General features: G+C 61.9%; 11 protein-coding genes. All 11 read left to right on the top strand.

Annotated elements, in window-relative coordinates; genetic code table 11:
• Positions 1 to 680 precede the first annotated feature (680 nt).
• The 11 genes from BLU76_RS10805 to nuoL all read left to right on the top strand — a co-directional run bounded on the left by BLU76_RS10805 (position 681) and on the right by nuoL (position 12,577).
• Positions 681 to 1,094, top strand: a complete 414-nt coding sequence (locus BLU76_RS10805; protein ID WP_030141323.1) for an NADH-quinone oxidoreductase subunit A — start codon at positions 681 to 683, stop codon at positions 1,092 to 1,094.
• A gap of 10 nt (positions 1,095 to 1,104) precedes the next feature.
• Positions 1,105 to 1,779 (top strand): NuoB/complex I 20 kDa subunit family protein, encoded by a 675-nt coding sequence (locus tag BLU76_RS10800; RefSeq protein ID WP_013693708.1) that lies wholly within the window; start codon positions 1,105 to 1,107, stop codon positions 1,777 to 1,779.
• Between the two features lie 72 nt (positions 1,780 to 1,851).
• Positions 1,852 to 3,636: an NADH-quinone oxidoreductase subunit C/D gene (nuoC, locus tag BLU76_RS10795; protein ID WP_063320475.1), complete on the top strand. Its 1,785-nt coding sequence runs from the start codon at positions 1,852 to 1,854 to the stop codon at positions 3,634 to 3,636.
• A 2-nt stretch (positions 3,637 to 3,638) separates the two neighbouring features.
• Complete coding sequence (nuoE, locus tag BLU76_RS10790) at positions 3,639 to 4,136, top strand: NADH-quinone oxidoreductase subunit NuoE (RefSeq protein ID WP_053157826.1); 498 nt, start codon at positions 3,639 to 3,641, stop codon at positions 4,134 to 4,136.
• A complete protein-coding gene (nuoF, locus tag BLU76_RS10785) occupies positions 4,133 to 5,488 on the top strand; it encodes an NADH-quinone oxidoreductase subunit NuoF (protein ID WP_092144466.1) in 1,356 nt (451 codons plus the stop codon). The genes nuoE and nuoF overlap by 4 nt, the downstream gene beginning before the upstream one ends.
• A 137-nt stretch (positions 5,489 to 5,625) precedes the next feature.
• A complete protein-coding gene (gene nuoG / locus BLU76_RS10780) occupies positions 5,626 to 8,340 on the top strand; it encodes an NADH-quinone oxidoreductase subunit NuoG (protein ID WP_092222677.1) in 2,715 nt (904 codons plus the stop codon).
• Positions 8,337 to 9,344, top strand: a complete 1,008-nt coding sequence (gene nuoH / locus BLU76_RS10775) for an NADH-quinone oxidoreductase subunit NuoH (protein ID WP_030141318.1) — start codon at positions 8,337 to 8,339, stop codon at positions 9,342 to 9,344. The genes nuoG and nuoH overlap by 4 nt, the downstream gene beginning before the upstream one ends.
• Positions 9,345 to 9,355: 11 nt before the next feature.
• Complete coding sequence (nuoI, locus tag BLU76_RS10770) at positions 9,356 to 9,904, top strand: NADH-quinone oxidoreductase subunit NuoI (protein WP_003180051.1); 549 nt, start codon at positions 9,356 to 9,358, stop codon at positions 9,902 to 9,904.
• 9 nt (positions 9,905 to 9,913) lie between these two features.
• Complete coding sequence (gene nuoJ, locus BLU76_RS10765) at positions 9,914 to 10,414, top strand: NADH-quinone oxidoreductase subunit J (protein ID WP_063320471.1); 501 nt, start codon at positions 9,914 to 9,916, stop codon at positions 10,412 to 10,414.
• Positions 10,415 to 10,418: 4 nt separating this feature from the next.
• Positions 10,419 to 10,727, top strand: coding sequence for an NADH-quinone oxidoreductase subunit NuoK (gene nuoK, locus BLU76_RS10760; protein WP_003180046.1), 309 nt, complete (start codon positions 10,419 to 10,421; stop codon positions 10,725 to 10,727).
• Positions 10,724 to 12,577 carry an NADH-quinone oxidoreductase subunit L gene (gene nuoL / locus BLU76_RS10755; protein ID WP_063320470.1) on the top strand — a complete coding sequence of 618 codons (1,854 nt, stop codon included), beginning with the start codon at positions 10,724 to 10,726 and terminating at the stop codon, positions 12,575 to 12,577. Before nuoK ends, nuoL begins: the two co-directional genes overlap by 4 nt.
• The last annotated feature ends 1 nt before the right edge of the window (position 12,578 follow it).

Below are 12,578 nucleotides of genomic sequence, written 5' to 3'. Positions count from 1 at the left end.
CGCCAATGCCTGGGGCGTAGGGTTCTTGGTTGGCTCGGCTGGGCGGCCTCGATCTGATGACGGAGGTTTTTTCACCCGTTTTCCTTGAAGCCACCTACGCTGTAAGAGCAAGCCTGCACTGTGGAAGCCAGGCTTGGCTGCGATGCACGATAAGGCTGTCTGCCTCGGGACCGCGTTGCCGACATTGCAAGCAAGCTTGGCTTCCACGGAGCAGTCCCTCATGCAGACCCAACCTTCGCCGGACACCGCCCCCACAAAAAACTCCTACGCAGTGCTAGGAAAATTGATCGAACGCAGTATTGGGCAGTCGGAAAAGGAGTAAAACGTCCGACGCTGACAATTGCAGTAGCGACGATGTAAGACAGCCTCTCGGACACGACACTAAGTGCACTGTAGAAAACGCTGGCTAGATAATAATAATTATCATTTGGAAGTCGTTATCATTGTTACATTCCGCACGAAATATTATTGCTGAACAGCCGGCCAACGCCCACGGGGCCGGGGCCGCAGGGCTCTGGAGGTGCGCTATGTCCTTATTCCAATAAATAATTTCGCCATAGGAATTTTACTTGCCCGGTGTTTAGCCATAAAATCACCGCGATTGATTGCTGCGACATATCGTCACTGCGTTATTTCTATTCAAGCTCAGAGACCTTTGCTCTCTGTTAAGGATTTCCAGCATGCCCGAAGCGACAGGACTCATGGCCCACAACTGGGGCTTTGCCATTTTCCTTCTGGGTGTCGTCGGCCTGTGCGCCTTCATGCTCGGCGTGTCGAGCCTGCTCGGGTCAAAAGCCTGGGGCCGCAGCAAAAATGAACCGTTCGAGTCCGGCATGCTACCTACCGGTGGCGCCCGCTTGCGGCTCTCAGCCAAATTCTATCTGGTCGCGATGCTCTTCGTGATCTTCGATATCGAAGCCCTCTTTCTCTTTGCCTGGTCTGTGTCCGTCCGCGAAAGCGGCTGGACCGGATTCGTCGAAGCTCTCGTTTTCATAGCAATTCTGTTGGCAGGTCTTGTCTACCTTTACCGAGTGGGGGCGCTTGATTGGGCTCCGGAAGCTCGGCGCAAGCGGCAAGCGAAGCTGAAACAATGAGGCTTTGGCAATGCAATACAATCTCACCAGGATCGACCCCGATGCTCCTAACGAGCAGTATCCGATTGGCGAACGGGAAACCGTCGCCGATCCGTTAGAAGATCAAGTCCACAAAAACATCTTCATGGGCAAGCTCGAAGACGTGCTGAACAGCACGGTCAACTGGGGTCGCAAGAACTCCCTGTGGCCGTACAACTTCGGTCTTTCGTGCTGCTACGTGGAAATGACCACCGCCTTCACGGCGCCCCACGACATCGCGCGCTTTGGCGCCGAAGTGATCCGGGCATCGCCACGCCAGGCGGATTTCATGGTTATCGCCGGTACCTGCTTCATCAAGATGGCGCCGATCATCCAGCGTCTCTACGAGCAAATGCTCGAGCCGAAGTGGGTTATCTCCATGGGTTCGTGCGCCAACTCCGGTGGCATGTACGACATCTATTCCGTCGTTCAAGGGGTGGACAAGTTCCTGCCCGTGGACGTCTACGTGCCCGGCTGCCCGCCTCGCCCTGAAGCTTTCCTGCAAGGCCTGATGCTGTTGCAGGAGTCGATTGGCCAGGAGCGTCGCCCGCTGTCCTGGGTCGTTGGCGATCAAGGCGTCTATCGCGCCGACATGCCATCGCAAAAGGAACAGCGCCGCGAACAGCGTATCGCAGTCACCAACTTGCGCAGCCCCGACGAAGTCTGATCCAGCTCTGTTCCCTACAAGAAACGAGAACCTGGCTTCATTCTTTACGTTGACCGAAAGCGATAAATAACCATGACTACAGGCAGTGCTCTGTACATCCCGCCTTACAAGGCAGACGACCAGGATGTGGTCGTCGAACTGAACAACCGTTTTGGCCCCGAGGCGTTCACCGCCCAGCCGACCCGCACCGGCATGCCGGTACTTTGGGTTGCCCGCGCCAAACTCGTCGAAGTCCTGACTTTCCTGCGCAACCTGCCCAAGCCGTACGTCATGCTCTATGACCTGCACGGCGTGGACGAGCGTCTGCGCACCAAGCGTCAAGGGCTGCCCGACGGCGTCGACTTCACCGTGTTCTATCACTTGCTGTCGATCGAGCGTAATAGTGACGTAATGATCAAGGTCGCCTTGTCCGAGAGCGACCTCAGCGTGCCGACCGTGACCGGTATCTGGCCGAACGCCAACTGGTACGAACGTGAAGTGTGGGACATGTTCGGGATCGACTTCCCCGGCCACCCGCACCTGTCGCGCATCATGATGCCACCGACCTGGGAAGGTCACCCGCTGCGCAAGGACTTCCCGGCCCGTGCCACCGAGTTCGACCCGTTCAGCCTGTCCCTGGCCAAGCAACAGCTCGAGGAAGAAGCCGCGCGCTTCAAGCCTGAAGACTGGGGCATGAAGCGTTCGGGCGCCAACGAGGACTACATGTTCCTCAACCTCGGCCCGAACCACCCTTCGGCCCACGGTGCGTTCCGCATCATCCTGCAGCTGGACGGCGAAGAGATCGTCGACTGCGTCCCTGACATCGGCTACCACCACCGTGGCGCCGAGAAAATGGCCGAGCGCCAGTCCTGGCACAGCTTCATCCCGTACACCGACCGCATCGACTACCTCGGCGGCGTGATGAACAACCTGCCGTACGTGCTGTCGGTCGAAAAACTGGCCGGGATCAAGGTACCGGAAAAGGTCGACGTCATCCGCATCATGATGGCCGAGTTCTTCCGTATCACCAGCCACCTGCTGTTCCTGGGGACCTATATCCAGGACGTGGGGGCGATGACCCCGGTGTTCTTCACCTTCACCGACCGCCAGAAGGCCTACACGGTGATCGAAGCCATCACCGGTTTCCGCCTGCACCCGGCCTGGTACCGCATCGGTGGCGTGGCCCACGACCTGCCACGCGGCTGGGAAAAGCTGGTCAAGGACTTCGTCGAGTGGATGCCCAAGCGCCTGGACGAATACACCAAGGCCGCCCTGCAGAACAGCATCCTCAAGGGTCGTACCATCGGGGTCGCTGCCTACAACACCAAAGAGGCCCTGGAATGGGGCGTCACTGGTGCCGGCCTGCGCTCCACCGGTTGCGACTTCGACCTGCGCAAGGCGCGCCCTTACTCCGGCTACGAAAACTTCGAATTCGAAGTACCGCTGGCCGCCAACGGCGATGCCTACGACCGCTGCATGGTTCGCGTCGAGGAAATGCGCCAGAGCATCAAGATCATCGACCAATGCCTGCGCAACATGCCGGAAGGCCCGTACAAGGCGGATCACCCGCTGACCACGCCGCCGCCAAAAGAGCGCACGCTGCAACACATCGAGACCCTGATCACGCACTTCCTGCAGGTTTCGTGGGGCCCGGTCATGCCGGCCAACGAGTCCTTCCAGATGATCGAAGCGACCAAGGGCATCAACAGTTATTACCTGACGAGCGACGGCGGCACCATGAGCTACCGCACCCGGATTCGCACCCCAAGCTACCCGCACCTGCAGCAGATCCCTTCCGTGATCAAAGGCAGCATGGTCGCGGACTTGATCGCGTACCTGGGTAGTATCGATTTCGTTATGGCCGACGTGGACCGCTAAGCATGAACAGCACGCTTATCCAGACAGACCGTTTCGCCCTGAGCGAAACCGAGCGCTCGGCCATCGAGCACGAGCTGCATCACTACGAAGACCCGCGCGCGGCGTCGATCGAAGCCCTGAAGATCGTCCAGAAGGAACGTGGCTGGGTGCCCGATGGCGCGCTCTACGCCATCGGCGAGATCCTCGGTATCCCGGCCAGCGACGTCGAAGGCGTCGCCACCTTCTACAGCCAGATTTTCCGCCAACCAGTCGGTCGTCACATCATTCGCGTCTGCGACAGCATGGTCTGCTACATCGGCGGCCACGAATCGGTGGTCAGCGAGATCCAGAGCAAGCTGGGCATTGGCCTCGGCCAGACCACCGCCGACGGTCGCTTCACCCTGCTGCCAGTGTGCTGCCTGGGTAACTGCGACAAGGCCCCGGCGCTGATGATCGATGACGACACCTTCGGTGACGTCAAGCCAGATGGCGTCGCCAAACTGCTGGAGGGCTACGTATGACCCTGACTTCCTTCGGGCCCGCCAACCGCATCCAGCGTTCGGCCGAAACCCATCCCCTGACCTGGCGTCTGCGTGACGACGGCGAAGCGGTATGGCTGGACGAATACCAGGCCAAGAACGGCTACGCTGCCGCGCGCAAGGCGTTCGCCGACATGGCCGGCGACGACATCGTCCAGACCGTGAAGGATTCCGGCCTCAAGGGCCGTGGCGGTGCGGGCTTCCCCACCGGCGTGAAGTGGGGCCTGATGCCCAAGGACGAATCCATCAACATCCGCTACCTGCTGTGCAACGCGGATGAAATGGAGCCCAACACCTGGAAAGACCGCATGCTGATGGAGCAACTGCCCCATCTGCTGATCGAAGGCATGCTGATCAGCGCCCGCGCGCTGAAAACCTACCGTGGCTATATCTTCCTGCGGGGCGAATACACCACCGCCGCCAAGCACCTGAACCGTGCCGTGGAGGAAGCCAAGGCCGCCGGCCTGCTGGGCAAGAACATCCTGGGCAGCGGCTTCGATTTCGAGCTGTTCGTCCACACCGGTGCCGGGCGCTATATCTGCGGTGAAGAAACCGCACTGATCAACTCCCTCGAAGGCCGTCGCGCCAACCCACGTTCCAAGCCGCCCTTCCCCGCCGCTGTAGGCGTGTGGGGCAAGCCGACCTGCGTGAACAACGTCGAGACCCTGTGCAACGTGCCGGCGATCATCGCCGACGGCGTGGACTGGTACAAATCCCTGGCCCGTGACGGCAGCGAAGACATGGGCACCAAGCTCATGGGCTTCTCCGGCAAGGTCAAGAACCCTGGCCTGTGGGAACTGCCGTTCGGCGTCACCGGCCGCGAACTGTTCGAAGACTACGCCGGCGGCATGCGCGACGGCTACACGCTCAAGTGCTGGCAGCCTGGCGGCGCCGGTACCGGGTTCCTGTTGCCCGAACACCTGGACGCCCAAATGTACGCCGGCGGCATCGCCAAGGTCGGCACCCGCATGGGTACCGGCCTGGCGATGGCGGTGGACGACAGCGTCAACATGGTGTCGCTGCTGCGCAACATGGAAGAGTTCTTCTCCCGCGAGTCGTGCGGTTTCTGCACCCCTTGCCGCGATGGCCTGCCTTGGAGCGTCAAGCTGCTGCGGGCCCTTGAAAACGGCGAGGGCCAGGCCGGCGACATCGAGACCCTGCTGGGTCTGGTGGGTTTCCTCGGCCCAGGCAAGACCTTCTGTGCTCACGCACCGGGTGCCGTGGAGCCGTTGGGCAGCGCGATCAAATACTTCCGTCCAGAGTTCGAAGCCGGCATCGCGCCCACCAGCGCCGTCGTCCCGCCTCTGGCAAAGCCGATCGTAGTCGGCGCGTAAACGCTTAAAAAGGCGAAGGGTCCGTACCCTTCGCCTTCTCGCGTGATGACGCCGTAAACGGCTGTGTTGATTCACGCGAATAACAAGATTCCATTAGCCACGCCCGCTGACACCGGGCCAACGAAGAACTTTGAACCATGGCCACTATCCACGTAGACGGCAAAGAGCTCGAAGTCGATGGCGCAGACAACCTGTTACAGGCATGTCTGTCCCTGGGCCTCGACATTCCTTATTTCTGCTGGCACCCCGCCCTTGGCAGCGTTGGCGCTTGTCGCCAGTGCGCGGTCAAGCAGTACACCGACGAGAACGACAAGCGTGGTCGGATCGTCATGTCCTGCATGACCCCCGCCACCGACGGCAGCTGGATCTCCATCGACGACGAAGAAGCGAAAGTGTTTCGCGCCAGCGTCGTCGAATGGCTGATGACCAACCACCCTCACGACTGCCCGGTCTGTGAGGAAGGCGGCCACTGCCATCTGCAAGACATGACCGTGATGACCGGCCACAACGAGCGCCGTTATCGCTTCACCAAGCGCACCCACCAGAACCAGGACCTCGGTCCGTTCATCTCCCACGAGATGAACCGCTGCATCGCCTGCTACCGTTGCGTGCGTTTCTACAAGGACTACGCCGGCGGCACCGACCTGGGCGTATTCGGCGCCCACGACAACGTGTATTTCGGTCGCGTTGAAGACGGCACCCTGGAAAGCGAGTTTTCCGGCAACCTCACCGAGGTCTGCCCGACCGGCGTGTTCACCGACAAGACTCACTCCGAACGCTACAACCGCAAGTGGGACATGCAGTTCTCGCCGAGCATCTGCCATGGCTGCTCCAGCGGTTGCAACATCTCTCCGGGCGAGCGCTACGGTGAACTGCGGCGCATCGAAAACCGCTTCAACGGTTCGGTTAACCAATACTTCCTGTGTGACCGTGGCCGTTTCGGCTATGGCTACGTCAACCGCAAGGATCGCCCACGCCAACCGCAGCTGGCGGGCGGTGCCAAGCTGAGCCTGGACGAAGCGCTGGACAAGGCCGCCGAGCTGCTGCGCGGTCGCAACATCGTCGGCATCGGTTCGCCACGGGCCAGCCTGGAAAGCAACTACGCCCTGCGTGAACTGGTCGGTGCCGAGCACTTCTACAGCGGCATCGAAGCCGGTGAGCTGGAACGCATCCGCCTGGTGCTGCAAGTGCTCAAGGACAGCCCGCTGCCCGTGCCGACGATGCGTGACATCGAAGACCACGACGCGGTGTTCGTGCTTGGCGAAGACCTGACCCAGACCGCCGCCCGCATGGCCCTGGCCCTGCGCCAGTCGGTCAAGGGCAAGGCCGAAGACATGGCCGACGCCATGCGCGTCCAGCCATGGCTCGACGCCGCCGTGAAGAACATCGGCCAGCACGCGCTGAACCCGCTGTTCATCGCCAGCCTCGCTGAAACCAAGCTCGACGACGTCGCCGAAGAATGCGTCCACGCCGCCCCTGACGACCTGGCCCGTATCGGCTTTGCCGTGGCCCACGCCCTGGACGCCAGCGCCCCGGCCGTCGAAGGCCTGGACAGCGAAGCGGCCGCCCTGGCCCAGCGCATCGCCGACGCCCTGCTGGCCGCCAAGCGCCCACTGATCATCGCCGGCACCTCGTTGGGCTCCAAGGCGCTGATCGAAGCCGCCGCCAACATCGCCAAGGCCCTGAAGCTGCGCGAGAAGAACGGTTCCATCAGCCTGATCGTGCCGGAGGCCAACAGCCTCGGCCTGGCCATGCTCGGTGGCGAATCGGTGGACGCCGCCCTGCAAGCGGTGATCGACGGCAGCGCCGACGCCATCGTAGTGCTGGAAAACGACCTCTACACCCGCACCGACAAGGCCCGCGTAGACGCCGCCCTGAACGCCGCGAAAGTGCTGATCGTCGCCGACCATCAGAAAACCGCCACCATCGACCGCGCCAACCTGGTGCTGCCGGCGGCGAGCTTCGCCGAAGGCGACGGTACACTGGTCAGCCAGGAAGGTCGCGCCCAGCGCTTCTTCCAGGTTTTCGACCCGCAATACCTGGACGCCAGCATCCTGGTTCACGAAGGCTGGCGTTGGCTGCATGCCCTGCGCGCCACCCTGCTGGACCAGCCGATCGACTGGACGCAACTGGACCACGTCACCGCCGCCGTCGCTTCGAGCAGCCCGCAACTGGCCGCCATTGTCGACGCCGCACCGTCCGCCTCGTTCCGCATCAAAGGCCTGAAGCTGGCGCGCGAACCGCTGCGCTACTCCGGTCGCACCGCCATGCGCGCCGACATCAGCGTTCACGAACCGCGCACTTCCCAGGACAACGACACTGCGTTCTCGTTCTCCATGGAAGGCTACTCGGGCTCGACCGAACCGCGCTCCCAGGTGCCGTTCGCCTGGTCGCCGGGCTGGAACTCGCCACAAGCGTGGAACAAGTTCCAGGACGAAGTCGGCGGTCACCTGCGTGCCGGCGACCCGGGCACCCGCCTGATCGAAAGTCAGGGCGATGGCCTGAGCTGGTTCGCCAGCGTGCCGCGCGCCTTCAACCCGGCGCCGGGCACCTGGCAGGTCGTGCCGTTCCATCACCTGTTCGGCAGCGAAGAGAACTCTTCCAAGGCCGCTCCGGTGCAGGAGCGCATCCCGGCCGCCTACGTGGCGCTGGCCAAGTCCGAAGCCGATCGCCTGGGCGTCAACGACGGGGCCCTGTTGAGCCTGAACGTGGCCGGCCAGACCCTGCGTCTGCCGCTGCGCATCAATGAAGAACTGGGCGCCGGCCTGGTGGCCCTGCCGGCCGGCCTGGCAGGCATCCCGCCAGCGATTTTCGGCAAAACCGTCGACGGTCTGCAGGAGGCAGCGCAATGAGCTGGTTCACCCCCGAAGTGATCGCCGTGATCCTGACGGTTCTCAAGGCCATCGTGATCCTGCTGGCCGTGGTGGTCTGCGGCGCGCTGCTGAGCTTCGTCGAGCGTCGCCTGCTGGGCTGGTGGCAGGACCGTTACGGTCCGAACCGTGTCGGCCCGTTCGGCATGTTCCAGATCGCCGCCGACATGATCAAGATGTTCTTCAAGGAAGACTGGACGCCGCCGTTCGCCGACAAGGTGATCTTCACCCTGGCACCGGTCGTGGCCATGAGCGCCTTGCTGATCGCCTTCGCGATCATCCCGATCACCCCGACCTGGGGCGTGGCGGACCTGAACATCGGCCTGCTGTTCTTCTTCGCCATGGCTGGCCTGTCGGTGTATGCGGTGCTGTTCGCCGGTTGGTCGAGCAACAACAAGTTCGCCCTGCTGGGCAGCCTGCGGGCCTCGGCCCAGACCGTGTCCTACGAAGTGTTCATGGGCCTGTCGCTCATGGGCATCGTGATCCAGGCCGGCTCGTTCAACATGCGCGACATCGTCGAGTACCAGGCCCAGAACCTGTGGTTCATCATTCCGCAGTTCTTCGGTTTCTGTACTTTCTTCATCGCTGGCGTGGCCGTGACTCACCGTCACCCCTTCGACCAGCCGGAAGCGGAGCAGGAACTCGCCGACGGTTACCACATTGAATATGCCGGCATGAAATGGGGCATGTTCTTCGTTGGTGAATACATCGGCATCATCCTGATCTCGGCGCTGCTGGTGACGCTGTTCTTCGGTGGCTGGCACGGCCCGTTCGGCATCCTGCCGCAACTGTCCTTCGTCTGGTTTGCGCTGAAGACCGCGTTCTTCATCATGCTGTTCGTCCTGCTGCGCGCCTCGATCCCGCGCCCACGCTACGACCAGGTGATGGACTTCAGTTGGAAATTCTGCCTGCCGCTGACCCTGATCAACATGCTGGTGACCGCTGCGATCGTTTTGATGAACGCGCCTGCGGCCGCGGTTCAGTGAGGATTTGACCCATGTTCAAATATATTGGCGACATCGTTAAGGGTACTGGTACCCAACTGCGAAGCCTGGTCATGATCTTCGGCCATGGCTTCCGCAAGCGCGACACCCTGCAATACCCGGAAGAGCCGGTCTACCTGGCCCCCCGCTATCGCGGCCGTATCGTCCTGACCCGCGACCCCGACGGCGAGGAACGCTGCGTGGCCTGCAACCTGTGCGCCGTGGCGTGCCCGGTAGGTTGCATCTCGCTACAGAAAGCTGAAACCGAAGACGGTCGCTGGTACCCGGACTTCTTCCGCATCAACTTCTCGCGCTGCATTTTCTGCGGCCTCTGCGAGGAAGCGTGCCCGACCACCGCGATCCAGCTCACGCCGGATTTCGAAATGGCCGAGTTCAAACGTCAGGACCTGGTGTACGAGAAAGAAGATCTGCTGATTTCCGGTCCCGGTAAAAACCCTGATTACAACTTCTATCGTGTTGCAGGTATGGCCATTGCCGGTAAGCCAAAAGGCGCCGCGCAGAACGAAGCCGAACCGATCAACGTGAAGAGCTTGCTGCCTTAAGGAAGAAAGATGGAATTCGCTTTCTATTTCGCATCGGGTATCGCGGTGGTGTCCACGCTTCGTGTGGTCACCAACACCAATCCCATCCATGCCCTGCTCTACCTGATCATTTCGCTGATCGCCGTGGCCATGACCTTCTTCGCCCTCGGTGCACCGTTCGCCGGTGCGCTGGAAGTGATCGCCTATGCCGGCGCCATCATGGTGCTGTTCGTGTTCGTGGTGATGATGCTCAACCTCGGCCCGGCCGCGGTCCAGCAGGAACGCTCCTGGCTCAAGCCCGGCATCTGGGCGGGGCCGGTGATCCTGTCCGCCCTGCTGCTGGGTGAACTGCTGTATGTGCTGTTCGCTCACCAGAGCGGCCAGGCCATCGGCCACACCACCGTAGGTGCCAAGGCCGTGGGCATCAGCCTGTTCGGTCCGTACCTGCTGGTGGTTGAACTCGCCTCGATGCTGCTGCTTGCCGCAGCCGTCACGGCGTTCCATTTGGGCCGTAACGAGGCGAAGGAGTAATCACATGCCTGCTATCCCTCTCGAGCATGGTCTGGCGGTTGCCGGCATCCTGTTCTGCCTCGGTCTGGTTGGCCTGATGGTCCGCCGCAACATTCTGTTCGTGCTGATGAGCCTGGAGGTCATGATGAATGCCTCCGCCCTGGCCTTCATCGTCGCGGGCGCTCGCTGGGCGCAGCCGGATGGACAGATCATGTTCATCCTGGTGATCAGCCTGGCAGCCGCCGAGGCCAGTATCGGCCTGGCGATCCTGTTGCAGCTGTACCGCCGCTTCCACACTCTCGATATCGACGCTGCCAGCGAGATGCGCGGATGAACCTAATCTTTCTGACTTTCGTATTCCCCCTCATTGGTTTCCTGCTGCTGTCGTTCTCTCGTGGACGCTGGTCGGAAAACCTTTCGGCGCTGGTTGGCGTGGGTTCCATCGGCCTGTCTGCCATCGTCACGGCCTACGTGATCTGGCAGTTCAACGTCGCCCCGCCCGAAGGCGGTGTGTATGTGCAGGTGCTGTGGCGCTGGATGGCGGTGGAAGGCTTCACGCCGAACTTCGCCCTCTACCTGGACGGCCTGTCCATCACCATGCTTGGCGTGGTGGTCGGCGTGGGCTTCCTGATCCACCTGTTCGCCTCCTGGTACATGCGCGGTGAAGCCGGTTACTCGCGCTTCTTCGCCTACACCAACCTGTTCATCGCCAGCATGCTGTTCCTGGTGCTCGGCGATAACCTGTTGTTCCTGTACTTCGGCTGGGAAGGCGTGGGCCTGTGCTCGTACCTGTTGATCGGTTTCTACTACAGCAACCGCAACAACGGTAACGCGGCGCTCAAGGCGTTCATCGTCACCCGGATCGGCGACGTGTTCATGGCCATCGGCCTGTTCATCCTGTTCCAGCAACTGGGCACGCTGAACATCCAGGAACTGCTGGTCAAGGCGCCGGAGCACTTCAAGGTCGGCGACTTCTGGATCGTCCTGGCGACCCTGATGCTGCTCGGTGGCGCCGTCGGTAAATCCGCGCAACTGCCGCTGCAAACCTGGTTGGCGGACGCGATGGCCGGCCCTACCCCGGTCTCGGCACTGATCCACGCCGCGACCATGGTGACCGCTGGCGTCTACCTGATCGCCCGTACCCACGGCCTGTTCGCCCTGGCGCCGGACATCCTGCACCTGGTCGGCATCGTTGGTGGCGTGACCCTGGTACTGGCCGGTTTTGCCGCCCTGGTGCAGACCGACATCAAGCGCATCCTCGCCTACTCGACCATGAGCCAGATCGGCTACATGTTCCTGGCCCTGGGCGTCGGTGCCTGGGAAGGCGCGATTTTCCACCTGATGACCCACGCGTTCTTCAAGGCCCTGCTGTTCCTGGCCTCCGGTGCGGTGATCGTTGCCTGCCACCACGAGCAGAACATTTTCAAGATGGGCGGCTTGTGGAAAAAACTGCCGCTGGCCTACACCAGCTTCATCGTCGGCGGCGCGGCCCTGGCCGCCCTGCCACTGGTCACCGCCGGTTTCTACTCCAAGGACGAGATCCTCTGGGAAGCGTTCGCCAGCGGTAACCAGGCGCTGCTCTATGCCGGCCTGGTGGGTGCGTTCATGACCTCGCTGTACACCTTCCGCCTGATCTTCATCGCGTTCCACGGTGAAGCCAAGACCGAAGCCCATGCCGGCCATGGCATTGCTCACTGGTTGCCACTGTCGGTGCTGATCGTGCTGTCGACCTTCGTCGGCGCCATGATCACCCCACCGCTGGCCGATGTGCTGCCGCAAAGCGTCGGCCATGCCGGCGGCGAAGCCAAGCACAGCCTGGAAATCGCCTCGGGCGCCATTGCCCTGGCGGGTATCCTGCTGGCCGCCCTGCTGTTCCTGGGCAAGCGTCGTTTCGTCACGGCGATCGCCAACAGCGGCATCGGGCGATTCCTTTCGGCCTGGTGGTTCGCCGCCTGGGGCTTCGACTGGATCTACGACAAACTGTTCGTCAAGCCATACCTTGCGATCAGCCACATTCTGCGCAAAGACCCGCTCGACCAGACCATTGGCCTGATCCCGCGCATGGCCAAGGGCGGCCACACTGCCCTGAGCCGTACCGAGACCGGTCAACTGCGTTGGTATGCGGCTTCCATGGCGGCTGGCGCCGTGCTGGTTATCGGCGCCATCGTGCTGGTAGCGGTCTGAT

This window comes from Pseudomonas sp. NFACC08-1, from assembly GCF_900106735.1.
In the GTDB taxonomy this organism is placed as follows: Bacteria; Pseudomonadota; Gammaproteobacteria; order Pseudomonadales; family Pseudomonadaceae; genus Aquipseudomonas; species Aquipseudomonas fluorescens_Q.
Note: the sequence above shows the minus strand (reverse complement) of the source record. Positions and strands in the feature narration are given on the sequence as shown.

Coding starts and splice junctions, on each gene's coding strand:
- BLU76_RS10805 (WP_030141323.1), top strand. CDS start 681: ATGCCCGAAGCGACAGGACTCATGGCCCACAACTGGGGCTTTGCCATT.
- BLU76_RS10800 (WP_013693708.1), top strand. CDS start 1,105: ATGCAATACAATCTCACCAGGATCGACCCCGATGCTCCTAACGAGCAG.
- nuoC (WP_063320475.1), top strand. CDS start 1,852: ATGACTACAGGCAGTGCTCTGTACATCCCGCCTTACAAGGCAGACGAC.
- nuoE (WP_053157826.1), top strand. CDS start 3,639: ATGAACAGCACGCTTATCCAGACAGACCGTTTCGCCCTGAGCGAAACC.
- nuoF (WP_092144466.1), top strand. CDS start 4,133: ATGACCCTGACTTCCTTCGGGCCCGCCAACCGCATCCAGCGTTCGGCC.
- nuoG (WP_092222677.1), top strand. CDS start 5,626: ATGGCCACTATCCACGTAGACGGCAAAGAGCTCGAAGTCGATGGCGCA.
- nuoH (WP_030141318.1), top strand. CDS start 8,337: ATGAGCTGGTTCACCCCCGAAGTGATCGCCGTGATCCTGACGGTTCTC.
- nuoI (WP_003180051.1), top strand. CDS start 9,356: ATGTTCAAATATATTGGCGACATCGTTAAGGGTACTGGTACCCAACTG.
- nuoJ (WP_063320471.1), top strand. CDS start 9,914: ATGGAATTCGCTTTCTATTTCGCATCGGGTATCGCGGTGGTGTCCACG.
- nuoK (WP_003180046.1), top strand. CDS start 10,419: ATGCCTGCTATCCCTCTCGAGCATGGTCTGGCGGTTGCCGGCATCCTG.
- nuoL (WP_063320470.1), top strand. CDS start 10,724: ATGAACCTAATCTTTCTGACTTTCGTATTCCCCCTCATTGGTTTCCTG.